This window comes from Pantoea sp. Fr-CA_6 (genome assembly GCF_024520895.1).
Classification (GTDB): Bacteria; Pseudomonadota; Gammaproteobacteria; order Enterobacterales; family Enterobacteriaceae; genus Pantoea; species Pantoea agglomerans.
The window spans coordinates 171865-197858 of sequence record NZ_JALNPO010000005.1 but is presented as its reverse complement, the minus strand read 5'-3'; the positions used below and the strand labels follow the sequence as shown (position 1 = coordinate 197858).

At 54.6% G+C, this 25994-nt stretch carries 25 protein-coding genes; 12 read left to right on the top strand and 13 right to left on the bottom strand.

Features of this window, described 5'->3' with window-relative positions; all coding sequences use genetic code 11:
* Window positions 1–4 precede the first annotated feature (4 nt).
* From rpsI to sspB, 3 genes are all read left to right on the top strand, one after another.
* The gene (gene rpsI, locus NR201_RS11620; protein WP_008925401.1) at window positions 5–397 is read left to right on the top strand and encodes a 30S ribosomal protein S9; all 393 of its coding nucleotides are present in this window, start codon (window positions 5–7) and stop codon (window positions 395–397) included.
* A gap of 331 nt (window positions 398–728) precedes the next feature.
* Window positions 729–1370: a stringent starvation protein SspA gene (sspA, locus tag NR201_RS11615; protein WP_009092481.1), complete on the top strand. Its 642-nt coding sequence runs from the start codon at window positions 729–731 to the stop codon at window positions 1368–1370.
* A 3-nt stretch (window positions 1371–1373) separates the two neighbouring features.
* Complete coding sequence (gene sspB / locus NR201_RS11610; protein ID WP_010251939.1) at window positions 1374–1859, top strand: ClpXP protease specificity-enhancing factor; 486 nt, start codon at window positions 1374–1376, stop codon at window positions 1857–1859.
* A 111-nt stretch (window positions 1860–1970) separates the two neighbouring features.
* Here the strand turns inward: sspB and NR201_RS11605 are convergent, their stop codons facing one another.
* Both NR201_RS11605 and NR201_RS11600 read right to left on the bottom strand, forming a co-directional pair.
* Window positions 1971–3728, bottom strand: coding sequence for a sulfite reductase subunit alpha (locus NR201_RS11605; protein ID WP_010251935.1), 1758 nt, complete (start codon window positions 3726–3728; stop codon window positions 1971–1973).
* A gap of 185 nt (window positions 3729–3913) precedes the next feature.
* A complete protein-coding gene (locus NR201_RS11600) occupies window positions 3914–9445 on the bottom strand; it encodes a glutamate synthase-related protein (RefSeq protein ID WP_010251932.1) in 5532 nt (1843 codons plus the stop codon).
* Between the two features lie 889 nt (window positions 9446–10334).
* Here NR201_RS11600 and arcB point away from each other — a divergent pair.
* Together arcB and mtgA are read left to right on the top strand one after the other, a co-directional pair.
* Complete coding sequence (gene arcB / locus NR201_RS11595; RefSeq protein ID WP_256849795.1) at window positions 10335–12668, top strand: aerobic respiration two-component sensor histidine kinase ArcB; 2334 nt, start codon at window positions 10335–10337, stop codon at window positions 12666–12668.
* 888 nt (window positions 12669–13556) lie between these two features.
* Window positions 13557–14276, top strand: a complete 720-nt coding sequence (gene mtgA / locus NR201_RS11590) for a monofunctional biosynthetic peptidoglycan transglycosylase (protein ID WP_062759360.1) — start codon at window positions 13557–13559, stop codon at window positions 14274–14276.
* 3 nt (window positions 14277–14279) lie between these two features.
* Here mtgA and npr read toward each other — a convergent pair whose 3' ends face one another.
* The 11 genes from npr to NR201_RS11535 all read right to left on the bottom strand — a co-directional run bounded on the left by npr (window position 14280) and on the right by NR201_RS11535 (window position 22260).
* Window positions 14280–14552, bottom strand: coding sequence for a PTS phosphocarrier protein NPr (gene npr, locus NR201_RS11585; protein ID WP_010251923.1), 273 nt, complete (start codon window positions 14550–14552; stop codon window positions 14280–14282).
* The gene (rapZ, locus tag NR201_RS11580) at window positions 14549–15403 is read right to left on the bottom strand and encodes an RNase adapter RapZ (RefSeq protein WP_010251920.1); all 855 of its coding nucleotides are present in this window, start codon (window positions 15401–15403) and stop codon (window positions 14549–14551) included. The genes npr and rapZ overlap by 4 nt, the downstream gene beginning before the upstream one ends.
* 47 nt (window positions 15404–15450) lie before the next feature.
* Window positions 15451–15930 carry a PTS IIA-like nitrogen regulatory protein PtsN gene (gene ptsN / locus NR201_RS11575; RefSeq protein ID WP_010251916.1) on the bottom strand — a complete coding sequence of 160 codons (480 nt, stop codon included), beginning with the start codon at window positions 15928–15930 and terminating at the stop codon, window positions 15451–15453.
* A gap of 152 nt (window positions 15931–16082) precedes the next feature.
* On the bottom strand, window positions 16083–16370 hold the full coding sequence (gene hpf / locus NR201_RS11570; RefSeq protein ID WP_010251913.1) for a ribosome hibernation promoting factor: 288 nt from the start codon (window positions 16368–16370) through the stop codon (window positions 16083–16085).
* A 21-nt stretch (window positions 16371–16391) separates the two neighbouring features.
* On the bottom strand, window positions 16392–17825 hold the full coding sequence (gene rpoN, locus NR201_RS11565) for an RNA polymerase factor sigma-54 (protein ID WP_010251911.1): 1434 nt from the start codon (window positions 17823–17825) through the stop codon (window positions 16392–16394).
* Between the two features lie 48 nt (window positions 17826–17873).
* Window positions 17874–18599 carry an LPS export ABC transporter ATP-binding protein gene (gene lptB / locus NR201_RS11560; RefSeq protein WP_003851107.1) on the bottom strand — a complete coding sequence of 242 codons (726 nt, stop codon included), beginning with the start codon at window positions 18597–18599 and terminating at the stop codon, window positions 17874–17876.
* A 5-nt stretch (window positions 18600–18604) separates the two neighbouring features.
* Window positions 18605–19156, bottom strand: coding sequence for a lipopolysaccharide ABC transporter substrate-binding protein LptA (lptA, locus tag NR201_RS11555; protein WP_010672013.1), 552 nt, complete (start codon window positions 19154–19156; stop codon window positions 18605–18607).
* Window positions 19131–19703, bottom strand: coding sequence for an LPS export ABC transporter periplasmic protein LptC (gene lptC, locus NR201_RS11550; protein WP_010251907.1), 573 nt, complete (start codon window positions 19701–19703; stop codon window positions 19131–19133). The genes lptA and lptC overlap by 26 nt, the downstream gene beginning before the upstream one ends.
* A complete protein-coding gene (kdsC, locus tag NR201_RS11545; protein WP_010251905.1) occupies window positions 19700–20266 on the bottom strand; it encodes a 3-deoxy-manno-octulosonate-8-phosphatase KdsC in 567 nt (188 codons plus the stop codon). Before kdsC ends, lptC begins: the two co-directional genes overlap by 4 nt.
* 13 nt (window positions 20267–20279) lie before the next feature.
* Complete coding sequence (gene kdsD, locus NR201_RS11540; protein WP_010251903.1) at window positions 20280–21263, bottom strand: arabinose-5-phosphate isomerase KdsD; 984 nt, start codon at window positions 21261–21263, stop codon at window positions 20280–20282.
* A 16-nt stretch (window positions 21264–21279) separates the two neighbouring features.
* A complete protein-coding gene (locus NR201_RS11535) occupies window positions 21280–22260 on the bottom strand; it encodes a calcium/sodium antiporter (RefSeq protein ID WP_010251901.1) in 981 nt (326 codons plus the stop codon).
* Here NR201_RS11535 and NR201_RS11530 point away from each other — a divergent pair.
* From NR201_RS11530 to ibaG, 7 genes are all read left to right on the top strand, one after another.
* Window positions 22259–22516, top strand: a complete 258-nt coding sequence (locus NR201_RS11530) for a hypothetical protein (protein WP_124889623.1) — start codon at window positions 22259–22261, stop codon at window positions 22514–22516. The genes NR201_RS11535 and NR201_RS11530 overlap by 2 nt on opposite strands.
* The gene (mlaF, locus tag NR201_RS11525) at window positions 22488–23303 is read left to right on the top strand and encodes a phospholipid ABC transporter ATP-binding protein MlaF (RefSeq protein ID WP_010672012.1); all 816 of its coding nucleotides are present in this window, start codon (window positions 22488–22490) and stop codon (window positions 23301–23303) included. The genes NR201_RS11530 and mlaF overlap by 29 nt, the downstream gene beginning before the upstream one ends.
* A gap of 4 nt (window positions 23304–23307) precedes the next feature.
* Window positions 23308–24090, top strand: coding sequence for a lipid asymmetry maintenance ABC transporter permease subunit MlaE (gene mlaE, locus NR201_RS11520; RefSeq protein ID WP_010251894.1), 783 nt, complete (start codon window positions 23308–23310; stop codon window positions 24088–24090).
* Between the two features lie 4 nt (window positions 24091–24094).
* Window positions 24095–24640 carry an outer membrane lipid asymmetry maintenance protein MlaD gene (gene mlaD / locus NR201_RS11515; RefSeq protein ID WP_010251890.1) on the top strand — a complete coding sequence of 182 codons (546 nt, stop codon included), beginning with the start codon at window positions 24095–24097 and terminating at the stop codon, window positions 24638–24640.
* A gap of 15 nt (window positions 24641–24655) precedes the next feature.
* Window positions 24656–25291: a phospholipid-binding protein MlaC gene (gene mlaC, locus NR201_RS11510; RefSeq protein ID WP_010251887.1), complete on the top strand. Its 636-nt coding sequence runs from the start codon at window positions 24656–24658 to the stop codon at window positions 25289–25291.
* On the top strand, window positions 25291–25596 hold the full coding sequence (gene mlaB, locus NR201_RS11505; protein ID WP_010251883.1) for a lipid asymmetry maintenance protein MlaB: 306 nt from the start codon (window positions 25291–25293) through the stop codon (window positions 25594–25596). Before mlaC ends, mlaB begins: the two co-directional genes overlap by 1 nt.
* A 113-nt stretch (window positions 25597–25709) precedes the next feature.
* On the top strand, window positions 25710–25967 hold the full coding sequence (ibaG, locus tag NR201_RS11500) for a BolA family iron metabolism protein IbaG (protein ID WP_010251880.1): 258 nt from the start codon (window positions 25710–25712) through the stop codon (window positions 25965–25967).
* The last annotated feature ends 27 nt before the right edge of the window (window positions 25968–25994 follow it).

The following is a 25994-nucleotide window of genomic DNA, read 5'->3' as shown; positions in this document are numbered from 1 at the left end:
GGCAATGGCTGAAACTCAAAACTACGGCACTGGTCGCCGCAAAAGCTCTACCGCTCGCGTATTCATTAAGCCGGGTAGCGGTAACATCGTAATTAACCAACGTTCTCTGGAACAGTACTTCGGTCGCGAAACTGCCCGCATGGTAGTTCGTCAGCCGCTTGAGCTGCTGGACCTGGTTGGTAAATTCGATCTCTATGTCACTGTTAAAGGTGGCGGTATTTCTGGTCAGGCTGGTGCGATCCGTCACGGTATCACCCGCGCTCTGATGGAATACGACGAATCACTGCGTGGCGAGCTGCGTAAAGCTGGCTTCGTAACGCGTGATGCGCGTCAGGTTGAACGTAAGAAAGTCGGCCTGCGTAAAGCACGTCGTCGTCCTCAGTTCTCCAAGCGTTAATTGTTTGCAGCTCCGGCTGCGGCAATTGGCTCAAAAAACCCGCTTCGGCGGGTTTTTTATTTTCTGCCTTCCCATAAACTGTCCGCGAAAACCGTAACGCCGCGCTCAATTTACCTGCAAAGATTCATTCCACGCCCACAAGCAGCCTAAAATCTGGTAAACTCTGTGTCACTTTGCGCCCGCAGGCCGGTGCGTTATGCGCCTCCCCACTGTCGGGGCGTCAGTATCTGTGACGCAGCTAACCAGGTTGCGTGCGAGTTCGATAAGCAAGTGAGTCGCCGTGTGGTTGGCTATTCGCAGTATCTTTTTGTGAACAAACTTGGAGGTTTTCATGGCTGTCGCTGCCAACAAACGTTCGGTAATGACGCTGTTTTCTGGTCCTACTGACATTTTTAGCCATCAGGTACGTATCGTCCTGGCGGAGAAGGGTGTCAGCGTAGAGATCGAGCAGGTCGAAATGGATAACCTGCCGCAGGATCTGATTGACCTCAATCCGTATCGCACGGTACCGACGCTGGTAGATCGTGAGCTGACGCTGTATGAATCACGCATCATCATGGAATATTTAGATGAGCGCTTCCCGCATCCGCCACTGATGCCGGTTTATCCGGTTGCCCGTGGTGATAGCCGCCTGATGATGCACCGCATCGAGCAGGACTGGTATAGCCTGATGAGGAAAGTAGAGAACAGCAGCGGTCAGGAAGCGGAAGCGGCACGCAAGCAACTGCGTGAAGAGCTGCTGGCTATCGCGCCACTGTTTGGCCGTACGCCTTATTTCATGAGCGAAGAGTTCAGCCTGGTTGATTGCTATCTGGCTCCGCTGTTATGGCGTCTGCCGTCAATGGGTATCGATTTGATCGGCTCAGGTTCAAAAGAGCTGAAAGGTTACATGAATCGCGTATTTGAGCGTGACTCCTTCCTCGCTTCATTAACTGAAGCTGAACGTGAAATGCGGCTGCAAGCCCGGGCTTAACGTATGGAAATGTCGCAACTTACTGCACGTCGTCCCTATCTGCTGCGCGCCTTTTATGACTGGTTGCTCGACAACCAGCTGACGCCGCATCTGGTGGTCGACATAAATCTGCCGGGTGTGCAGGTGCCGCTGGAGTATGCGCGCGATGGTCAGATAGTCCTGAACATTGCGCCACGTGCTGTCGGTAACCTCGATCTGGCAAACGATCAGGTGTCGTTCAACGCCCGCTTTGGTGGCGTTCCTCGCCAGGTTAACGTGCCGATGGCGGCGATTCTGGCAATCTATGCGCGTGAAAATGGCGCCGGGACGATGTTTGAACCGGAACCGGCTTACGAGCTGGGCACGCATGAGGCGTCAGAGGGTCAGGAAGAGACTATGATGTCGGTGATTGATGGTGATCGTCCTGACGATGCCAGCGATGACGAGACACCGCCTGATGACGATCCACCGCCACGTGGTGGACGACCTTCACTGCGCGTAGTGAAATAGCAGTGACATAACAGCGAATACCCGTCCATCCGACGGGTATTTTTTTGCCTGTCGGCCATAAAAAAATCCGGCTGCCTGCGCAAGCCGGATTTTTTCAGCAGACCATCGCGATCAATAGACGTCGCGCAGGTAGCGCTTCTCTTTCTTCAGCTGATCGACATAGTCAGCAGCGCGCTCGGTGGAGAGGCCACCAAACTGGCGAACCACTTCATACAGCGCATTATCCACATCCTTCGCCATACGCGATGCATCGCCACAGACATAGAAGTAAGCCCCTTCCTGCAGCCAGGCATACAACTCAGCGCCCTGTTCAAGCATCCGGCTCTGCACGTAGATCTTCTTCTCCTGATCGCGTGAGAAGGCCAGATCCAGACGCGTCAGCAAGCCATTATCGCGCCAGGCAAGTAATTCATCCTGATAGATAAAGTCATGTTCCTGATGCTGATCGCCGAAGAACAGCCAGTTTTTCCCCTGCGCGCCGGTTGCCTGGCGCTCCTGCAGGAAGGCACGGAATGGCGCGATGCCGGTACCCGGTCCCACCATGATCAGCGGTGCGCTGTTGTTGGCAGGCACGCGGAACGATTTATTGGGTGAGATAAAGATGGCGGGCTTTTCACCACGACGCACACGCTCGGCCAGATAGGTTGAGCAGACACCACCGCGATTACGGCCACCACTGTGATAACGCACCGAGGCAACGGTCAGATGCACCTGATCAGGATGGGCTTTAGAACTGGACGAAATAGAGTAAGCGCGATGCTGCAGCGGACGCAGCAGCGCGACAAACTCGGGTACCGCCAGCGTGCGCGTCAGCTCAAGCTGCAGCAGGTCAAGGGTATCTTTGCCCCACAGCCATACGCCCAGCGCATCTTTATCATCATGCTGTAACACATGACGCAGCTCCTGGTTGGTGGTGTTCTGCCCGACCCATTCGATTAACTTGCGTGACGGCTCTGAGATCTCAAACTGATAGGTCAGCAGGTCGCCAAGGCTGCGATCAAAGCCGGGCACCGGCGTCTCGTAGTCCGCGTTAAGCTGGGTCAGCAGCAGGCTGACCAGCGACGGCTCGTTGACCGGAATTACGCCCAGCGCATCGCCCGCTTCATACTTCAGGCCGCTGTCAGACAGGTCGAACTCGAAATGACGAATATCTTTGGCTGACTGCTCGCCTGACAAACGCTTGTTGGTGATCAGCGCGGCGGCGTAAGGATTGGATTTGTTGCTGCCTGGAATGACTGGCGCTTCAGGCGCACTCTCCAGCACGGTGCCGCTGCTGCCCGCGCTGGCGGCAAACTGTGGCATTGAGCTGTTCAGCCACTCGCTGGAAGGCTCCTCAAAATCGATATCACAATCGATACGATCAACCACGCGTTTCGCGCCCAGCTGCTCAAGGCGCATATCAATAAACTTGCCCGCCTGACAGAAGCCATCGTAGCCAGTATCACCAATCGCCAGCACGGCGAAATGCATCTGCTCCAGACGCGGTGCGGTACTGGCAGAGATCGCGTCCCAGAACAGCTGCGCGTTGTCCGGCATTTCACCTTCGCCATAGGTCGAGGTGACGATCAGTACATGGCGCATGGTGGCAAATACGTCGAGATCGACATCGCCCAGCGCCTGAACCACCGGCACCAGTCCTTTAGCGCGGGCAGATTTCGCTGCGGTCTGCGCCAGTGCTTCAGCATTGCCGGTCTGTGAGCCATAAAGAATGTGCAGTTGCGTCGTCGCGGCTGCGCTTGTGCCCGCGGCGGGTTGCTGCTTGTCTTCTAATACCAGCAAACGGGAGTGCAGACCCGCAAGAAAGCCAGCCAGCCAGTACTTCTGATCGCCATTAAAAGGTGCATCTTCTGGAATATAAGGAATTTTCATGGGTACTTTTACTCAATCCCGTTCTCGCCCGTCATCAGTGGCATTGTCCGGTGTGAAAGCGGTTCCGCTTTCCCGCGCCGCAGCGTGTGCGACAGGGGAGAGCGGTGCTGCATCTGTCCGGTACAACGATTAATCCGGGCAATGATCAATTAATAATATTCAGTTCAGCCTGATCAGTATCACTGTCAGGAGAGTTTACCCACCGCAGCGGCGATTTCCGGCAATGCCGCACGTGCAAACAGCTCTTCAAAGTCAGGCAGGTGGCCCAGCACTTCCCGGTTACAGGCATCCTGGTACATGATCCAGCCGTAGGTTGCCAGACTGTCCATGGAGCGGATGTTACGTTGCGTCAGCGCCGCTTTGTAATCTGACATGCGTTTGGTTCCAATCAGACTCGCCAGTTCATCATCGCTGTAGCTCTCGATAGCGGAACGGGCATGACGCTGCAGCTTGCTTATCAGCGAAAAGTCTTCCGTCATCAACAGATTACGGACCGCTTTTTCAACTGCCGCATCTTCAACCGGGGTGCCTTTCGGTAATTTGCCCAGCGCCAGCTGCTGGGCAAAACTCAGCACGGTGTAGTTGTTGAGCAGGACAAACATCTCCAGCGTATCGGTCGCGCCATAAGCTGGTACGGCACCGTTGGCGATGGTTTTACCCTGACGCCATGCGGCTTTAAACTTCGCCACCTGATGGCCTGCCAGCGCCGTCGACAGCTCTTCGAGCAGATCTTTGCGGCTCTTGGCTTTCAGAATCTCGCCGCCATCCTGATAGAGCAGCAGCGAGCGCGGCATCACGTAAACAAAGTGGTGACACTCCGTTTCCCAGTTCTCCAGCAGCCAGGCGGCACGCGGTGATTTGGTCGCCTCCAGATGCCAGTTCAGCATGGTCAGTACCGCCTGCTTATGCACCTGGGCCATTTCATCCTGATCGGCAATCGAGCCGAACTGTACCGAATCACCGGCAGCATGGCTGGCCAGCGATCCATAGGGGTCGTACTGGTAGGCGAAGCCGCCGCTCATGCCGTTGCCAAATCCTTTACCGAAGGTGCCCAGGTTGAGGATGGCGCCATTGGTCATATATTCGCAGCAGAAGTCACCGACGCCTTCAACCACGGCGGTGGCACCGGAGTTACGCACCGCGAAACGGTCACCGGCCTGGCCCTGCACGAACAGACGTCCGCCGGTCGCGCCAAACAGCGCAAAGTTACCAATCAGCACGTTGCCATCGGCATCCTGCGCGCCGCCACCAGGCGACATCACGATCAGTTCGCCGCCACACTGTCCTTTGCCGACACCGTCGTTACAGGTGCCGTAATGGGTCAGCTGCATGCCATCGTTGCAGAAGGCGCCAAACGACTGACCGGCAGAACCGGTGGTGGAAATTTTTACGCTCTCAGGGGCCAGATAGCGACGACCGCGATCGTCAGTCATTACGGCAGGCATCGCCTGCAGCTGCTCAGAACTCAGCTGATGGTTCAGCATCCGCTCAATATCGATGGCCAGCTGGCCGCCGACACTTTTGTTTCGGTTATTCAGCACGATGTTGTTGCCCAGAGTGACGTCAGGATTTCCCTGATCCACCAGCGACAGCTTCAGTTGCTCAATCCAGACATCATCCAGCTCAAAATCTTTTTCCAGATAAACCGGCTTGTCGATTTTCAGCTCAGGCACCACGGTAAGCATGGCGCGTAAGTCGAGCTTGCCCACTTCCAGCGGGTGATCCATCAGGTGCAACAGGTCAGAGCGACCGCGTGCCTCACGCAGGGAACGCAGGCCCATACGCGCCAGTATTTCACGCACTTCATGCGCCACGTTGAGGAAATACTGCGCCAGCTGACGCGGATCGCCATCAAACGCTTCGGCATTCGTGGTTAAGCCAGCTGGGCACTTAACGTTACAGTTCTTCGCCATCACGCATTTCAGCATCATCAGCGCCGTCGTACCGAACTCAAAGCTGTCGCCGCCAAGCAAAGCAGATTTCACCACGTCGCTGCCGGTCTGCTGTGCGCCAGAACAGCGCAGCAGCACTTTCTCACGCAGACCGTTGGCGCACAGCGCCTGGTGGACTTCAGCGATGCCGATTTCAGCCACGCGTCCGGTATATTTCAGGCTGGTCACCGACGCAGCGCCGGTACCGCCGGTGTTACCCGCAACGTTAATCACGTCTGCACCGGCTTTGGCCACGCCAACCGCGATGGTGCCGATCCCTTCAGACGAGACCAGCTTGACGATAACGCGCACCCGCGCGGCTTTGCAGTCGTGGATCAACTGCGCCAGATCTTCGATGGAATAGGTGTCGTGATGCGGCGGCGGTGAGACCAGCTCGACGCCAGGCGTACCGCCACGCGCGGCAGCAATCTCGACGGTAACTTTGGCCGCCGGTAGCTGGCCGCCTTCGCCAGGTTTCGCACCCTGACCAATTTTGATCTCCAGCTCTTCCAGCATCGGATCCGCCAGATAGGCAGCCCAGACGCCGAAACGGCCCGAAGCCAGCTGTTTGATGCGTGAGGCACGAATGGTGCCGTGACGGGAATAATGCTCGCCGCCTTCACCGCAGTTACTCATGCCGCCGACCATATTGGTACCGTGCGCGACCGCTTCATGAGCGGGAGCCACCAGCGCACCGTGGCTCATCGCCCCGGAGGCAAAGGTACGGGTAATTTCACAGGCTGGCTGCACTTCGCTCAGTGGCAGTGAGGGCAGGGTGGTGAAGATACGTGACAGATAATCGGCCGCTTTACCGTAAGCGGTCACTTTCAGACCGCCAGTCACCACTTCGCTGCTTTCGATATCGTCGCCGAAGCGGGATTTCAGGGCGCGAGACAGGTTCTGCAGGCGTTCGCTCTCAGGCTTCAGTCCTTCAATCGCATCGGTCAGACGCAGCATAAAGTGATTCAGGCTGCCATCTACCGCTTCACACTCCATGCCACGAATGGCAAAGCCGTTGTTGGTCAGCGAGTAGCGTCCCAGCTTGCGGCGGAACTCCGCTTCGCTGTCGATGTGGGTCAGGTCAGCCGGGAATGTCAGGATGTCGCGCAGGGCCGCCGGGCGACGTTTACGCTCTTCATACATCAGGCTTGAGAACTGACGGTAATCAGCAGTAATCGCGAAATTATTGATCACCTCATCCGGGATGCGCTCAAAGCTGCTGTCTTTAAAGGTCTCAGGCTTGATGCCAAACGCATTATCCAGTTTAGCCAGCGTCATCAGGCGGATGAAGTTGTCCTCTTCGCGCGCTTTGTCGGCAAAGCGAATCGGTTCTTCGGTCATATCGATAAAGGTCCGCACGGCGATGGTGCCGTAGGAGTGACCTGCGCCTTCTGCACGCTCTTTGAACAGGCCCAGCAACGGAACTTCAGATTCGCCCTGAATCTTCAGTGCGCTCTGGTGCCAGTCAACGGCCATCTGCGCGATCGTCGCGAAGCCTGCGCCGCCCACCGGCGTTTTGATATTCGGGAAATACTTTTTCAGCACCGGATCATCGGTGTTGAGGAAGTTAGGCTCAAAGAACTCACCGCTGCTGTAGCTCTCAACGGTACAGAGGCCCACTTTGCCCATGGTTTTCATCAGTGCTTTTTCAGCCGCTTTGGCATAGCGCTTAAAGGCTTTGTTACCTTCTTCACCTTCACCAAATTTCTCCTCTGCGCGCATCTGTACGCCCAGCGGATAGATAGCTGACGCTCCAAAGCCAAGTGTGGCGGCAATGTGGTGCGACGAGATGCTCTGGCCGCTTTCAACCACCAGAGAAACATCCAGACGCAACCCTTCCTTTATCAGGCGCTGGTTGATGGCGGAAACCACCAGCAGCATCGGGATCGCGGCGTGCTTTGAAGAGATATGGCGATCGGTAAGTACGGCGATGCCACCCTGGGTACGGGCAAAATCAACCACCTGTTGCGCCAGGTCATCAATCGCTTTTTCCAAAGCATTCGCGTTCGCGGTGGTGCTCAGCAGATCTTTGCCGATCACCGGCTCATAAAGCATCTCAAAGCGGGCATAAGGTGCGATAGTCTGCTCGCGTAAACGCAGCATATCGAGGTGGCTGAGAATCGGGGTCGGCACCACAATCTGACGGCCTTTGCTGCGGCCCAGATGGGGTTTTGCCCCCAGCGCGACACGCAACGTCATGCCATCCACTTCGCGGATAGAGTCCAGCGGCGGGTTGGTAACCTGCGCAAAGCGCTGAGAGAAGTAGTGCGCCATGCCGCCTTCATGATCGGATAAGCCGTTGATGGCGTTGCCGTAACCCATCGCAGAGATCTTCTCTGCGCCGGTATTCAGCATCGGGTCCATCATGAACTTGAAGCTTTCCTGATTGTAGTAGTAGGCAACAAAGCGCTGATACGTTTTCAGATCGCCACGATAACGCAGCGGTGAACCCTGCTGTTCTGCCGGGATCTCGGGCAGATCGTCAAGACCGACGCGCGCTTCACGCAGCAACGCCGAATAATCTTTCTCTGCGGCCAGTTTTTCAAGTGCCTGCAGCGTGGTATAGCTGCGTTTTTCACGGTGATCGAAATAGAGCATACCGCCCGCTTCGATACGCCCACGACGCAACACGCTTTCAGGTGGGAAGGCGATCTGGCCGGCTTCCGACATCGCACCGATATAGTCAGCGGTTTCTACTGAACGCAGTGGACGCAGACCCAGACGATCAAGACGGGCGCCAATTACTTCGCCATTACCAAAGATTAAGGCAGCAGGGCCGTCGTTCTTCTCTTCATACAGCGAGAAGTACTCCAGCATGTCACGCACTTCTGGCGACAGCGCGCTGTCGTTTTCCCAGGCGGGCGGCATCATTGACACCACGGCGGTGATCAGATCGAGGTCATCTTCCATCAGACGGCTGTGGATGCTCTGATCCAGGCGCGAACTGTCGGACTGGCCTTTAGGCCGCACGATGGTCTTGCCACGGGCCAGTGCCAGCGCGGACTCAGCGATGCGGTTTTTACGGTCAGTGTTCAGCTCGCCATTGTGCGCCATCAGGCGGAACGGTTGCGCCATCGTGGTATGGGGATCGGTGTTAGTGGAGAAGCGGGTGTGGAAAAACAGCCCGCGCACCTGATGATCGGGATCGGTCAGATCTTTGAAGTAAGGGATCACTTCATTGGAATTCAGACGGGCTTTGAACACCTGCGTGCGTGATGACAGCGACAGCGGATAGAGGCCGCCAAATTCGCTTTCGGTGAAAGCTCGGGCTTCAATGGTTAACAGGGCACGGTAGATGCGTTTTTCGAAGTCGTTCTGATCCACCACATCCTGTGGCGCAGTGAAAATCCACTGCAGAATCGGTAACTGGAACTGCGCGGCTGCCGGGCGCGTCACGCTGCTGTCGAGCGGCATGTCACGCTTCATAAGTACCGGCAGACCAAAGCTGCTGAGGGTTTCATCCACCAGACGTTCGGCATTCGCGCGCAGCTCAGCATCTTTCGGCACAAAGAAGTTACCGACACCAAAGCGTCCCGCTTCCAGCGGCTGGCCGGTAATTTTGCGGAAGAACTGCAGCGAAAGATCAACGTTGACCCCCGCGCCGTCGCCAACGCCTTCCGCTGACATGCCGCCGCGGTGAGGCACCGTACACAGGGCGCTGTGCGCCATCTGCAGAATCTCGTGGGTCTGCTCGCCGTCCTTACGCGTAATGAAACCTACACCACAGCTGTCACTGCCTGCTGTCGGATCATACAAGCCATAGGATTGAGGTTTTTTAGTGGACATTGAGGGTCTCCTTAAACTGCTTTGACATTACCTGCACTGTTTCAGGGTCTGAGCGCAACGGGGGCGCTATCATTTTCATCGCCATGCTCTGTCGAGCGCGCGTCATAGCCCTGAGCATTTCTCTCCAGACATCGGTAAAACGTCCTTAATTGAGCTGCTCTCTGATTTCCGGTCTCTTAAAGGAGATGACTTAAACCACGCGGGAGTCTTCTTGTTGCATAGATATGCCGAGACAATGGCCCGTCTGGAAAGCTTTCAGCGGATTTCCAACTTATCGGGAAAGCGTAATCAGGTCAAATAGGGCGGTCAGACGGGATTATCATGCGTTTTATCTGCTTAAGTCTATGAATTAAATGCTTTTTAAGGTTTAAAATGTATCACTCTGGTGCCTGGCGACAGGCCGATAAATGTGAACTGACTCACTGTAGTGCAGGCGTCAGATCTCTGCACCATGCTGGTGACAGGGTGTTAAGCAGCATTAAATGCTGTTCAGCACCCATGATGCATAGCATGTATCTGTTTTTCTTATGTCCGGTTATTTGAATGAAACCGCGGTTGGTTATAAGAAAAATTAATCAGCATGGGCATGCTTAAAACAGCATTAAAGATGAATGGCTATGCATATAAAAGGGTGTGCCTGTGCAACAGGACGCTGCCAGGATATTGAAAAAAGGCCGTACAGAGAAATCGGTGATTCGCTGGCGGCCTTACAGATTATTCATTTGGCACAGTCAGTCAAGGGTTTTAACCGCTTTGTCCTTAACGTCGCCGATCGGCGAGGCTGCTGCACCATAAAAGCGCATTTGATCCCTTATCTCCACGCGACGTGCTGCGACGGCAGCGGGTTAACTGCGCTATTATGAGGCTGTTTCTCTTCCAGGGAGTTGTTATGAAACAAATTCGTCTGTTGGCGCAGTACTACGTTGATTTAATGGTGAAGCTTGGACTGGTGAGGTTCTCGCTGCTGCTGGCGTCTGCGCTGGTGGTGCTGGCGATGATTGTCCAGATGGCGGTCACGATGGTACTGCGGGGCCATGTCGAGAGCATTGACGTGGTGCGTTCGGTCTTCTTCGGGCTGCTGATCACGCCCTGGGCGGTCTATTTTCTCTCGGTGGTGGTCGATCAGCTGGAGGAGTCACGGCAACGACTGGCACGGCTGGTGGATAAGCTGGAAGAGATGCGTACCCGGGATCTGGAACTCAATCAGCAGATGAAAGAGACCATTACGCAGCTGAATCAGGAGATCAGCGATCGTAAAAAGGCGGAGCTGGCACGCGAACAGGTGATGGATAAGCTGCGTGAAGAGGTAACGCGTCGTGAGCAGGCACAGATTGAGCTGGAACAGCAATCCTCCTTCCTGCGCTCCTTCCTGGATGCCTCGCCTGACCTGGTGTTCTATCGCAACATCGATAAACAGTTCTCCGGCTGCAACCGTGCAATGGAGCTGCTGACCGGCAAAAGCGAAAAGCAGCTGATTGGCCTGACGCCGCGCGATATCTATGATGATGAAGCGGCCACTAAGGTGCTGGAAACGGACGAAAAGGTATTCCGCCACAACGTCTCGCTGACCTATGAACAGTGGTTGCAATATCCCGACGGACGCAAAGCCTGCTTCGAGATCCGTAAAGTGCCTTACTACGACCGTGTGGGTAAGCGCAGCGGATTGATGGGCTTTGGCCGCGATATAACCGAACGTAAGCGCTATCAGGACGCGTTAGAGAACGCCAGCCGGGAGAAGACCACCTTTATCTCTACGATCAGCCACGAGCTTCGTACGCCGCTTAATGGCATTGTCGGCCTGAGCCGCATCCTGCTGGACACCGACCTTAATCAGGAACAGCTGAAATATCTCAAAACCATCCACGTCTCCGCCATCACGCTGGGCAATATCTTCAATGATGTGATTGAGGTGGACAAAATCGAGCGCCGTAAAGTACAGCTGGATAATCAGCCGCTCGACTTCACCGGTTTCCTGGCCGATTTAGAAAACCTCTCTGGCCTGCTGGCACAGCCGAAAGGGCTGAAGTTTGTGCTCGCGCCGCAACTGCCGCTGCCGCATATGATCTCGACCGATGGAACGCGTCTGCGCCAGATTCTGTGGAACCTGATTGGTAACGCCGTGAAGTTCACCCAGCAGGGCGAGATCGTGGTGCGGGTAACCTATGAGCAGGACGAGACGCTGCGCTTTGAGGTGCAGGACTCCGGCATGGGTATCCGTCAGGAGGAGCAGGACAAGATCTTCGCTATGTATTATCAGGTCAAAGATCAGCATGGCGGTAAACCGGCTACCGGTACCGGCATCGGGCTGGCAGTATCACGCCGCCTGGCGCAGGCGATGGGCGGTGATATCCGGGTGCACAGTGCGCCGGGACAGGGTTCCTGCTTCACCGTAGAGATTAAAGCGCCACGCATTGCTGAAGAGGTGGAGGATGAAGGCGTGGACGACAGCCTGCCACTGCCTGCGCTGCACGTGCTGCTGGTTGAAGATATTGAGCTTAATGTGATTGTCGCGCGCTCGGTACTGGAGAAGCTGGGCTGCAATGTGGAGGTCGCCATGACCGGCAGCGAGGCGCTGGCGATGTTTGACCCGCTGGAGTTTGACCTGGTGCTGCTGGACATTCAGCTGCCCGATATGACCGGGCTGGATGTCTCACGTGCGATTCGCCAGCAGTACCAGGGAACGCATCTGCCCCCGCTGGTTGCTCTTACCGCCAATGTTCTCAAAGACAAAAAAGAGTACTTCGACGCGGGAATGGATGACGTGCTCAGCAAACCGCTGGCAGTGCCGGCACTCACTGCGATGATTAAAAAGTACTGGGATTATCAGGCAGAACCGGAAGAGGAGATCGCTGATGTCAGCGATGACAAAACCCGGATGCTGCTGGATGTCGCGATGCTCGAACAGTATATCGAGCTGGTTGGTCCCAGCCTGATTACCCAAAGCCTGACGATGTTTGAAAAGATGATGCCGGACTACCTTGCGGTGCTGGAGTCGAATCTGATGGCGCGCGATCAGAAAGGCATTGCTGAAGAGGGACACAAAATCAAAGGGGCGGCGGGTTCGGTCGGGCTGCAGCGTTTGCAGATGCTGGCGAAACAGATTCAGAGTCCGGAGTTACCGGCGTGGTGGGACAATGTGGGTGAATGGATTGATGAGCTGAAGCATGAATGGCGACACGATGTGCAGGTATTACGCGACTGGGTGGCAGAGCAGGATAAGTGATACCCCGGAAAAAAATGACCCCAGCCGAGGCCGGGGTGCGCGAAATACTGCGCCAACACCAGGGAAATCATTGCGGCCGCTATGATTTGAATAATTAATGCAGCCGCAGGGTATTGGTTAACACTGTCATCACCTTAGCAAATTCATCTTCTCATGCGACAAGATTCATTAAAATTTGTGATATTGAGCAGCGTTTAAATACAGAAAACATTAATTTGGCAACACAGTCAAGTAAGGAATTAATTTCTGTGCTGTGTTGCTGCTATTTTAATCAGTTTTACGCTTTTTCGTGTAGTTTTAATGCTGCCGGGCAGGGAAACTGAGGCTGAGCAGCACCAAAGTGAGCCGCCGTTAACATTTGCCTTTTGAGTGAGGCTAACGCGCTGATATTGCAAGCGCGCTGCCTGAAATGACACGAATTATCCAAAACGATTTGGAATGATAAAAAAGAATCTAAAAGTTTGTCCTTCTGTCGTTCTGCTATCAGGGTTATTCCTGGAAGGAAATAGTGCCATTCTGGCAACCCGTGACGCTATTAAGCGCTGCTTATTTATCCGTTATAACGATAATTCTGATTAACCTTTAGGCGCGGCAGGATTAAGAAAACAATAACAGTTAAGCATGGTAAATGATTCATGCGGGCGCTTATTACTCATGATTAAGTGTTTATCTGGAAAGATGCTAAGCAATGGCAATGAATGGAACCGATTCCTTTTTTGCGGAAGTACTTGAACTATTTCGAACTGTTGCAGCATGTTGATGCAAAATGATTGAATAAAGTCTGGAAACAGCCTGTCAGTTTTCAGCGATAATCGTAAAAAGGCTGCTTTTGTAGCAGTGATTACATGAGTGATTGATTAACGTCTGAAACAAGTGTGGGAAGATTGCATGAACAAGCATAAAGGAAGCGTCGGACAGCGTATCGGACGTATTGTTGGTCGTATCGTACTGGTGTGGCTGGGAATATGGCTGGCGGGCATTTTACTCTTTTCGTTCTTACCCGTGCCGTTCTCAGCGGTGATGGCTGAACGACAGATCGGAGCCTGGTTACGCGGTGATTTTAGTTATGTCGCCCATTCAGACTGGGTCGGCCATGACGAGATTTCGCCCTGGATGGGGCTGGCCGTTATCGCCTCAGAAGATCAAAAGTTTCCCACCCATTGGGGCTTTGATGTGGCGGCGATTGAGTCTGTACTGGATAACAGCGATAGCCGGATGCGTGGGGCGTCCACGCTGTCTCAACAGACGGCGAAGAATCTGTTCCTCTGGGATGGTCGCAGCTGGGTGCGTAAAGGTCTGGAAGCGGGTCTGACGGTAGGAATTGAAACGGTCTGGACGAAGCGGCGTATTTTAACCGTCTATCTCAATATTGCGGAGTTCGGGCCCGGCATCTTTGGCGTTGAGGCGGCTTCTCAGCGCTACTTCCATAAGCCTGCCAGCCGGCTGACCGCAGCAGATGCTGCCTTACTGGCAGCGGTGCTGCCTAATCCGATACGTTATCGTGCTGCAGCACCCTCAGGCTACGTCAGAGAGCGGCAGCAGTGGATACTGCGTCAGATGCGCCAGCTTGGTGGGGAAGGCTTCCTGCAGCGTAATCAGCTCGACTAAGCATTAATCTTCATCGAAACCCGCTTCAAATAACTCAATCACCGCTGCCAGCGCCGGGATCTCCTCCGGGCCGCTGGCTTCAATCTCAATGTGGCCGCCTTTTGCCGAGTCGAGCATCAGCAGCGCAATCACGCTGCTGGCTTCGGCTTCAGTGCCCGCTTCATTACGCAGTAATACTTCGGCATCAAAGCTCTGCACCAGCTCAAATAACTTCATCGCCGGACGTGCATGCATGCCCAGCTTATTTTTGATTTCTACAGTTTGTCTGACGGTCATGATTTGCGCTTTTCCAGCGTACGATGGCGTGACTGCACATTCTTACCCCGTGAACGGAAGTAATCTGCCAGCTGTTCTGCAATATAGACTGAGCGGTGTTTACCGCCGGTGCAGCCAATCGCCACGGTAAGATAGCTACGGTTATTGGTCTCCAGCATCGGCAGCCAGAGTTCAAGGTAGCTGCGCGTCTGGTAGATAAAATTATGCACTTCAGTGTGGCGATCAAGGAAGGCCGCCACAGGACGATCGAGGCCGGTCATCGGGCGCAGTTTGGGATCCCAGTGGGGGTTGGGCAGAAAGCGCACGTCAAATACATAGTCAGCGTCAATCGGAATGCCATGCTTGAAGCCAAACGACTCAAACACCATGGTCAGCTCACGTTCACGCTTGCCCAGCAGGCGGGTACGCAGCATCTCTGCCAGCTCATGCACCGACATCTCTGAGGTGTCGATGATCAGATCGGCACGTGAACGAAGTGGCTCCAGCAGATCGCTCTCTTCATCAATCGCGCTCTCCAGCGAGAGGTTTTTGCTGGAGAGGGGATGCAGACGGCGCGTATCGCTGTAACGACGAATCAGGGTGTTGCGATCGGCGTCGAGAAACAGCAGCTGAGGGGAAAATGTATCAGGCAGATTATTCAGTGCGGTTTCAAAAATTTCCGGGGATTCGGGCATATTACGCACGTCGATGCTGACCGCCGCCGAAATATTGCGCTCAGCCAGCGAGTTAGCTAACTCAGGCAGCAGCACGACCGGCAGGTTATCAACGCAGTAGAACCCCATATCTTCCAGCGCACGGAGCGCCACTGACTTCCCCGAGCCTGAACGACCGCTAACGATCATCAGCACCATGACCTTCTCTCCCGTTTTAAAACCGGCACCGGGCCGGTAAAGACGCGTTACTGCTCCGACTGGACTTCCGTAATAATGGCATAGAGCTCTTCATCACTCTGCGCTGCGCGCAGACGACGGCAAACCGTTTTATCTGCCAGACGCTTTGCCACCAGTGACAGGGTGTGCAGATGTGTTTTGCACTGATCAGCCGGGACCAGTAAGGCAAACAACAGATCGACCGGCTGGTTGTCGACGGCATCAAACGCAATCGGCTGTTCGAGGCTGATAAACACCCCAACCGCGCGCAGCGTATCCTCTTCCAGCTTGCCGTGCGGGATGGCTATCCCGTTACCAATACCGGTACTGCCCATGCGTTCGCGGGTCAGGATCGCTTCGAAAAGCGTCTGGTGCGGCAGGTTGAGCTGCTTAGCGGCCAGTTCGCTGATGATTTCCAGCGCACGTTTTTTGCTCTGGCAGTGGACGCCGCTGCGGGTGCAGTCTGGCGAAAGCACTGTGCTCAATTCCAGTGTGAGATCGTTGTTCATTATCGTTTCACTTGCGTGTTCACCAGGCCATTCACCGCCAGCGCGTATTGACGCGTGTGACAAACGGCGCCTGCTCAGATGACAAAACGGGGCGGATTATCCGCCCCATCCTGTCGGCTCTGCGCGCCAGGCGCGCGTCGCTAGCGTGAAGGTTAGTGTTTTTTCAGTTTATCTTTGTGTTTGGTCAGCTGACGGGTGAGCTTATCGATCAGTCCGTCAATGGCCGCATACATATCTTCCGCTTCGGATGTGGCGTGCAGCTCGCCACCATTCACGTGTAGTGTTGCGTCAGCCACCTGCGTGACTTTCTCAACCTTCAGGACAATATAGACCTGATTGATATGTTCAAAATAGTGTTCCAGTTTGGCAAATTTACCGTTGACGAATTCACGCAGAGGTGGAGTGATTTCAACGTGTTGCCCGGTCAGGTTCAGCTGCATAGGTCTTCCTTCTCATTTCTTTCAAACCAGTTGTTTACGCTGGTTCGATGGCGGGATGGATAAAGACTCACGATATTTGGCGACGGTACGCCGTGCCACCATGATCCCCTGATCAGATAACATGGAGGTCAGTTTACTGTCGCTCAAGGGTTTGGCTGGATTTTCCGCCGAAATTAATTTTTTCACCAGGGCACGAATCGCGGTAGAGGAGGCTTCACCGCCACCTTCGGTATTCACGTGACTGGAGAAAAAGTACTTCAGTTCAAAAATGCCACGCGGGCTGTGCAGATACTTCTGCGTGGTAACGCGGGAGATGGTCGATTCGTGCATCTCAACGGCCTGGGCGATATCCGCCAGCACCATCGGGCGCATAAATTCTTCACCCTGCTCGAAAAAGGCCTGCTGCTGCTCAACAATACAGCGCGTCACTTTCAGCAGGGTATCATTGCGGCTTTCCAGGCTCTTAATCAGCCAGCGGGCTTCCTGCAGATTACTGCGAATGAACTGGCTGTCGCTGTCGTTCCGCGTCGCGCCGCTCATTGCCGCATAGTGCTGATTGATCTTCAGGCGTGGCACGCTATCGGCATTGAGTTCAACCGTCCAGCGGCTGCCGATCTTACGCACCAGCACATCGGGAATGACATATTCTGGTTCGCCGGTATTGATCGACTGACCCGGACGCGGGTCCAGCGACTGAATCAGCAGCATCGCCTCTTTCAGCACCTCTTCTTTGAGGCGTGTGACCCGCATCAGGCTGCGGAAGTCGTGGTTTGCCAGCAGATCGAGATGTTCGCTGACGATCAGGCGCGCTTCTGCCAGCATCGGCGTTTCGGGCGCATATTGTGAAAGCTGCACCAGCAGGCAGTCACGCAGATCGCGCGCGCCAACACCAATCGGGTCAAAGCGCTGGATGCGTTTCAGCACCGCTTCAACTTCATCCGCTTCGAGCTCATCATCGCCAATGCTGTCAAGGATCTCCTCAAGCGAAACGGTGAGATACCCGGTGTCATCAATAGCATCGACAATAGAGGTGGCAATGGCGCGATCGGTATCGCTGAACGGCGTCAGTCCGACCTGCCACATCAGATAATCCTGCAGCGACTGGGTTGTTTCGCCCTGATAAACCGGTAATTCATCATCCTGGTAATCGGTGCCGGTGCCGGAAGGCGTACCCGCGGTGTAGATCTCATCCCAGGTCGCATCCAGCGGCAGTTCATCAGGCATCTCTTTCTGCTCAAGCGCTTCGCGTGTATCCAGCGCCTCGGCCTCTGAAGACTCCCGTGAATCGATCTCTTCATGCAGGTCAGTCTGCTCAAGCAGCGGATTACTTTCCAGCGCAAGCTGAAGCTCCTGCTGGAGTTCAAGCGTAGAGAGTTGCAGCAGGCGAATCGCCTGTTGCAATTGCGGAGTCATTGCCAGCTGTTGGCTGAACCTGAGTTGTAAACCTTGCTTCATAGACAGGATGATCGTTCCCAGGTAAACATCGGTATTAACGACACCTTATCAGAGTCTGAACTCTTCACCCAAATAAACCCGCTTAACCTGCTCATCCGCAAGAATTTCATTCGGTGTGCCGTGTGCGATCAGGTGCCCCTGGCTGACGATATAAGCCCGCTCACAGACCGCTAACGTTTCGCGTACGTTATGGTCGGTAATCAGCACACCGAGGCCGCTGTCACGCAGATGCTCAATGATCTTCTTAATATCGATAACGGAGATGGGGTCAACACCGGCAAAAGGTTCATCCAGCAGGATAAATTTAGGATTAGCCGCCAGCGCCCGCGCAATCTCAACACGACGTCGCTCACCACCCGAAAGTGCCTGGCCCATGCTGTCGCGCAGGTGCTCAATGTGAAACTCTTCCATCAGCTCACGAGCACGATCCTGGCGTTGCTCTTCGGTCAGATCGTCACGGATCTGCAAGACCGCCATCAGGTTATCGTAGACGCTGAGGCGACGGAAGATCGATGCCTCCTGCGGCAGATAGCCGATGCCACGACGCGCACGGGCATGCAGCGGCAGGATGCTGATATCTTCATCATCAATAATAATGCGGCCAGCGTCACGCGGCACAATGCCCACTACCATGTAAAAGGTGGTGGTTTTACCGGCACCGTTCGGGCCCAGCAGGCCGACAATCTCGCCGGATTTGACCTGCAGGCTGACATCTTCTACCACGCGACGGCCTTTATATGCCTTCGCCAGGTTTTCTGCGATTAATGTGGCCATAGCTATCAGTTACTCTTCTTTCCGCTGTTGGACGAACCTTTGTCCTGAAGTTGCGACGGCACCAGTACAGTCGTGACGCGCTTGTTCTGGCCCTGACTGAAAGCCTGCATTTTCTGCTCTTTCACCAGGTAGGTAATACGATCGCCTTTGATGTTGCTGTCCTGCTGCTCAATGAACGCATTGCCGGTCAGTTCAACGAAATCGTTAGCCAGTTCATAGTGCAGTTTTGCGGCATGGCCCTGCACCGGCTTACCGCTGTCCTGCATCTGATAGAAGGTGGCGGGATTACCGTAGGCGTCAACGATGGTTTTCTTGCTGTCGCCGCCCGGACGGGTCACCACGACTTTATCTGCCGTGATTTTAATTGAGCCCTGCGTCACGATGACATTGCCGGTAAAGGTCGCGACATTGCCTTGCAAATCCAGCGCCTGATTTTGCGAGTCAATATTGACGGGCTTGTCCGAGTCACCGGTCAGAGCCAGCGCCGGAACGCTGGTTGCCAGCAGCATGCTGGCCAGTAAAAGCTTCAGGCTATTTTTGTTCATTTTGAATTTCATAAGAGGTTTTGACCTTCTCGATTAACTCGGCGTTTTTTGTCCGTAAATTGCCGCGCATTTTCATGCCGGTGGAGTTAAAACTGCGGCCATACAATGTCACCTGGTCATCAGAGGTAACGTCCTGAGTGACAAGATTAATCTGGGCGTTATCGGTTTTGATCCGCTCAAGCTGAGAATCCTGCGTCAGCGTATTCAGCTCAACATGGCCATACAGGTAAAGCATACGATCTTTGGTGAGCTTTGCTTTATCCGCGCGTAACGTCCAGGTAGGGATTTTGTTCTCATCAAAGGTGGTCATGACCGGATTGTCGAACCAGCTCAGTTCATCATCCGAGAAATAGGTCACTTTGTCAGAGACCAGTTTATATGACAGCGCGCCCTGCGGGTTATAAACCACAGTGTGTGAATCAGCACTGGTGTAGGTCGGTGACTGACTGTCCGTGCCGACTGGCGTGCCATCGTCATCCTGGTTAGTAAGATTCCAGCCGATCAAAACCAGTGCAATCAAGGTCAGAATCAGCGTTATCCAACGCCTGCTTTTACTCATACTGATTGCCCTTTGGCATCCTCAAATTTGTTCTGCGCCATTAAGATCAGGTCACATACTTCGCGAACTGCACCGCGTCCACCGGCAATCCGCGTGACATAATGCGCGCGCGGCAACAGGATCGGATGTGCATCCGCCACCGCCACGCTTAAACCCACTTTCGCCATAACCGGCCAGTCGATCAGATCGTCACCAATGTAGGCGACCTGGTCGTCGGAAAGAGACAGTTTATCCAGAAGTTCACGATAGGCCAAAAGCTTATCCGATTGTCCCTGATAAAGATGACGGATGCCGAGCGTTTTGCAGCGATCTTCCATCAGGCGGGCATTGCGGCCGGTAATAATAGCCACTTCCACATCGGAGGTCAGCAAACAGCGAACGCCGTAACCGTCCCGCACGTTGAATGCCTTCAGCTCTTCGCCATTATTCCCCATGTAGATCACTCCGTCGGACATCACGCCATCGACATCGCAGATCAGCAGACGAATCCTGCTGGCGCGCGCCATAACGTCAGCGCTGACCGGGCCGTAGCAGGTTTCAATCGGGTGGGTTGCCTGTTGCATTTTCTCTTCCTGTTCAGACTACGCCAGCGCGCAGCATGTCATGCATATGTACCACACCGAGCAGATGGTCGTCATCGGCCACCAGAATCGAGGTAATGTTTTTGGTCTGCATCAGGTTCAGGGCTTCCACTGCCAGCATATTAGGCCGGACGCGGATGCCACCTGGCGTCATCACTTCCCCGATGGTGGCGCGCTGGAAATCGATGCCCATATCAAAGATGCGGCGCAGGTCACCATCGGTAAAGATACCTTCAATTTTCATCAGATCGTCGACGATCACCGTCAGCCCCAGATTTTTGCGGGTAATCTCCAGCAGCGCATCGCGCAGCGAGGCGTCCCGTGTGACGTGCGGCAGCTCATCGCCACTGTGCATGATATCAGCCACATGCAGCAGCAGTTTACGGCCCAGCGCACCACCAGGATGGGACAAAGCAAAGTCTTCGGCGGTGAAGCCGCGCGCTTCCAGCAGCGAAACCGCCAGCGCGTCACCCATCACCAGCGTGGCCGTGGTGCTGGTGGTCGGTGCCAGACCCAGCGGGCAGGCTTCCTGCGGAACATGGACACACAGATGCACATCGGCAACCCGGCCCATCGCACTGTCAGGCCGTCCGGTCATGCAGATCAGCGTAATGTGCTGACGCTTTAAAACCGGAATCAGCGCGAGGATTTCGTTCGACTCACCGCTGTTGGAGATGGCGATGACCACATCATTTTTGCTCACCATGCCCAGATCGCCATGGCTGGCTTCGGCCGGATGAACAAAAAAAGCGGGCGTGCCGGTACTGGCAAAGGTCGCCGCCATTTTTTTGCCGATATGGCCAGACTTGCCCATGCCCATCACCACCACTTTACCCTGACAGGCGTAGATCAGGGCGCAGGCGCGGGCGAAATCGTCGTTAATATATTGATCGAGTTGTTCCAGACCTTCGCGCTCAATGCGCAGTACGGTTTTCCCCGCCTGCTGGAAATCAAATGCTGTTGGTTGCTGATATGACATAGTGAGTCTGTCCTTGTTAGCCGTCCATGAATGCCGGCTGCATCCACAGCAGCGTCACCCAGACGAAGAAACCACAGAGTAAAAATAAGCCTGCCGTACGGCCAACGCGGCGGCGACGTAGCAGGCAGAGCAGGGCAAACAGCACGCTGACTCCCAGCATCACCCAGTAATCACGGGCGAAGGCGTGATAATCGACACTGCCAGGGTGAATCAGCGCCGGCAGACCCAGCACAATGGCAATATTATAAATGTTGGCGCCGATCAGATTGCCGATCGCGATATCATCTTCGCCTTTCAGCGCACCGGCAATAACCGTTGCCAGCTCGGGCAGGCTGGTGCCCACGGCGATCAGCGTCAGGCCCATCACCAGCTCGCTGACGCCAAAATAGTCGGCAAACGCCGTGGCATTGTCGATCACCATTCGTGTCGACATCGGCAGGATAATCAGCGCGACGGCCAGCCAGAGAAAGGCCACCGTATTTCCGCTCTCTTCGCGTGGCAGCTCGGCCAGCTGCTCGCGGGTCAGGGTGTCGTTGTTATCCCGTTCTGCTTTACGCGCAATGCGAATTACCACCATCAGATAAATCGCGGCAATGGCGATCAGGCCTATTCCATCCAGTCGACTAAGCTGATTGTCAAACAGCATGAAACCGCTGAGCAGGGTAACCAGCAACATTAACGGCAGTTCACGGCGTATCAGATTAGAATGGACGCTAAGCGGGTGCATGAGCGCAGCGGCACCCAGGATGAGTAAAATATTGGTAATATTCGAGCCGAGCGCGGTGCCAACAGCAAGATCCATCTGGCCATGCTGCGCGGCGGAAAAGGAGAGGATCATCTCTGGCAGCGAGGTGCCGATGCTGACAACGGTCATGCCAATAATCAGTGGCGGGATGCCAAATGATCGACACAGTATAGAGGCGCTAAACACCAGACGATCGGCACCATATGCCAGTAAAAGCAAACCGATAATCAGCAGTGCAGAAGCTACGAACATGAAAAATCCTTGCGTAAAAACCCAGGCCGGCAATGCCTTTCCCGACCGGTTTAAGGTTCTGTTTGGCGAGACAGGCGCTGATTTTGACCGTCCGGACGGCAAAAGTAAATTTAATGACCATTTTCGCCAAATCTTAGCGGTAAGTTTCTGTAAAGCTATCGTGAATCAGGACCGAACAGGCTACCATCGTACCCCATGTTTACGCCCGATCCTTACAAGAGGTTATAATGATCCAGCAGCAATCGAATCTGGTTGAGGTTCGTGGCGTGAGTTTTTCGCGCGGAGATCGCACCATCTTCGATGACATTTCGCTGACCGTGCCAAAAGGCAAAGTGACGGCGATAATGGGGCCGTCGGGGATAGGAAAAACCACGCTGCTACGCTTGATTGGGGGGCAACTTCAGCCGACCCGCGGTGAAATCTTTTTCCGTGGTGAAAACATTCCGTCACTGTCTCGCACTAAATTGTACGAAGCGCGCAAAAAAATGAGCATGCTGTTCCAGTCTGGCGCGCTGTTTACTGACCTGACGGTCTATGAAAATGTTGCCTGGCCGCTGCGTGAACATACTCGTCTGCCTCCTCCGTTACTGCACAGCACCGTGCTGATGAAGCTGGAAGCGGTGGGTCTGCGTGGCGCGGCCCAGCTGAAGCCCGCGGAGCTGTCGGGCGGAATGGCGCGTCGTGTGGCACTGGCGCGCGCTATCGCGCTGGAGCCGGAACTGATCATGTTTGATGAGCCTTTCGTCGGTCAGGATCCGATCACGATGGGTGTGCTGGTAAAACTCATTGATGAACTGAACCATGCTCTGGGCCTGACCTGTATTGTGGTCTCGCACGACGTACCGGAAGTACTGAGTATTGCGGACTATGCCTATATCGTGGCCGGACAAAAAATTATCGCACACGGCACCACGCCGGAGTTGCGAGCGAACAATGACCCGCGCGTTCGCCAGTTTATTGATGGCGATGCGGATGGTCCGGTTCCCTTCCGTTTTCCTGCCGGCGACTATCTCGCTGATTTAACCGGCTCAGGGAGTAACTAAACTGATGGTGTTGAAGGCGCTGGCGACATTTGGACGTCAGGGAATTGAAACGTGCGCCAGTTTTGGACGCGCAGGACTCATGCTCTTTCATGCGCTGGTGGGCAAGCCAGCGTTCCGCAGACACACGCCGCTACTGATTAAACAACTTTATAGCGTCGGCGTGCTGTCGCTGCTGATCATCGTGGTTTCCGGTCTGTTTATCGGCATGGTGCTTGGCCTTCAGGGTTATCTGGTCTTAAACACCTATGGCGCGGAAACCAGCCTCGGTATGCTGGTGGCGCTGTCATTGCTGCGCGAACTGGGGCCGGTTGTGACCGCGCTGCTGTTCGCCGGACGGGCAGGGTCTGCGCTGACCGCCGAAATCGGCCTGATGAAGGCCACCGAACAGCTCTCCAGTATGGAGATGATGGCGGTTGACCCGTTGCGCCGGGTGGTCTCGCCGCGCTTCTGGGCCGGTTTTATCAGTATGCCGTTACTGACGCTGATTTTTACCGCGGTAGGGATTGCCGGTGGGGCGCTGGTCGGGGTGAGCTGGAAAGGGATTGATCCTGGTTTCTTCTGGTCGGCGATGCAGAATGCCGTCGATTTTCGTGCCGATGTGGTTAACTGCCTGATTAAAAGTGCGGTATTTGCCATTACCGTGACGTGGATTGCGCTGTTTAACGGCTATGATGCGATTCCAACTTCTGAAGGGATCAGTCGCGCGACGACGCGCACTGTGGTGCACGCGTCACTGGCGGTGCTCGGATTGGATTTTGTGCTGACAGCACTGATGTTTGGGAATTGATGCAATGCAAAGCAAAAAAAGCGAAATCTGGGTTGGCATATTTATGATTATGGCGTTGCTGGCGGCGCTGTTTCTCGCGCTGCGCGTCGCCGATTTAAAGTCAATGGGCACCGAGCCGACGTGGAAGCTCTACGCCACCTTTGACAATATTGGTGGTCTCAAAGCCAGTTCGCCGGTCAAGATTGGTGGGGTGGTGATTGGCCGGGTGACCGACATTGAGTTAGAGCCGAAAACGCTGCTGCCGCGTGTCACCATGGACATCAGCGATCAGTATGCGAATAAAATTTCAGACACCAGCTCGCTGGCGGTTCGCACTCAGGGACTACTGGGTGAGCAATTCCTGGCACTCAATTTAGGATTTGACGATCCTGAACTGGGTTCGGCGATGCTGAAAGATGGCGATACGCTGCGCGATACGAAATCCGCCATGGTGCTCGAAGACCTGATCGGTCAGTTCCTTTATAAGAGCGGCGATAATAAACAAAACAGTGAAAACAAGGATGCGCAGGAAGGCGACAGTGCTGCGCCTGCGGCACCGGCTCAACCTTAAAGAAGAGGGTATACCATGTTTAAACGTTTACTGATGATTGCCATGCTGGTGGTTGCGGTACCGCTGACGGCAACCGCAGCCGATCAGAGCAACCCCTACAAACTGATGAATGAAGCGGCGCAAAAGACGTTCACCCGTCTGAAAAACGAGCAGCCGAAAATCAAGCAGGACCCTAACTACCTGCGTCAGATTGTGCGTCAGGAGCTGCTGCCCTATGTGCAGATCAAATATGCGGGCGCGTTAGTGCTGGGCCGCTACTATCGTGATTCGACGCCCGCTCAGCGTGAAGCCTACTTCAGCGCCTTTGGTGACTATCTGGCGCAGGCTTATGGTCAGGCACTGGCACTGTACAATGGGCAGAGCTACCAGATTCAACCTGAGCAGCCGTTAGGCGATGCCCAGATTGTCGCTATTCGCGTTTCCATTATCGATCCCAATGGTCGTCCACCGGTTCGCCTCGACTTCCAGTGGCGTAAAAACAGCCAGAGCGGTAACTGGCAGGCGTATGACATGATCGCTGAAGGCGTCAGCATGATCACCACCAAACAAAATGAGTGGAGCGATCTGTTACGTACCAAAGGTATCGATGGTCTGACGGCGCAGCTGAAATCTTCTGCGGCACAGCCAATCACGCTGGATAAACAACAATAATGCACGAATCGTTACGCTGGGAGCGGGAAGCCAGCACGCTATTACTGAAAGGCGAACTGGATCGCGACACGCTGATGAGCCTGTGGCAGCAACGTGAAACGCTGATTAAAGATGTCGATACCATCGACGTCGCGGCGCTGGAGCGTGTGGACTCTTCCGGGCTTGCCCTGCTGGTGCACCTGCGGGAAATCGCGCGGGCACAGGGTATTACCCCTCGCTTTACGGGCATCAGCGACAAACTGCATTCGCTGATAACGCTTTACAATCTGCAACAGATTATTGTTTCTGCGGATAAAAGCGCCTGATATCCGGTTGTTATGCTAAGCCCCTGTTTTCAACAGGGGCTTTTGCGTATTTAAGAGTCAGCCGCTTTCCTCTACTATGTCAGCCTTATTATTATTAAGTGAAGTTAAGCCCAATGGAAAACAGTGAAATTCAGGCCGTGCTGATGGCAGCATTGCCTTTAGACGAAGTGCATGTGATGAGCAATGATGGCAGCCATTTTCAGGTGATCGCCGTAGGCGAACTGTTTGGCGAACTGAGCCGCGTAAAAAAGCAGCAGGCTGTCTACGCGCCGCTGATGGAATTTATTGCGGATAACCGCATTCATGCTGTCTCTATCAAAACCTATACTCCCGCTGAATGGGCGCGTGACCGTAAACTCAACGGTTTCTGATCCCCAGCGGGGTGAACTCGTCGCTGG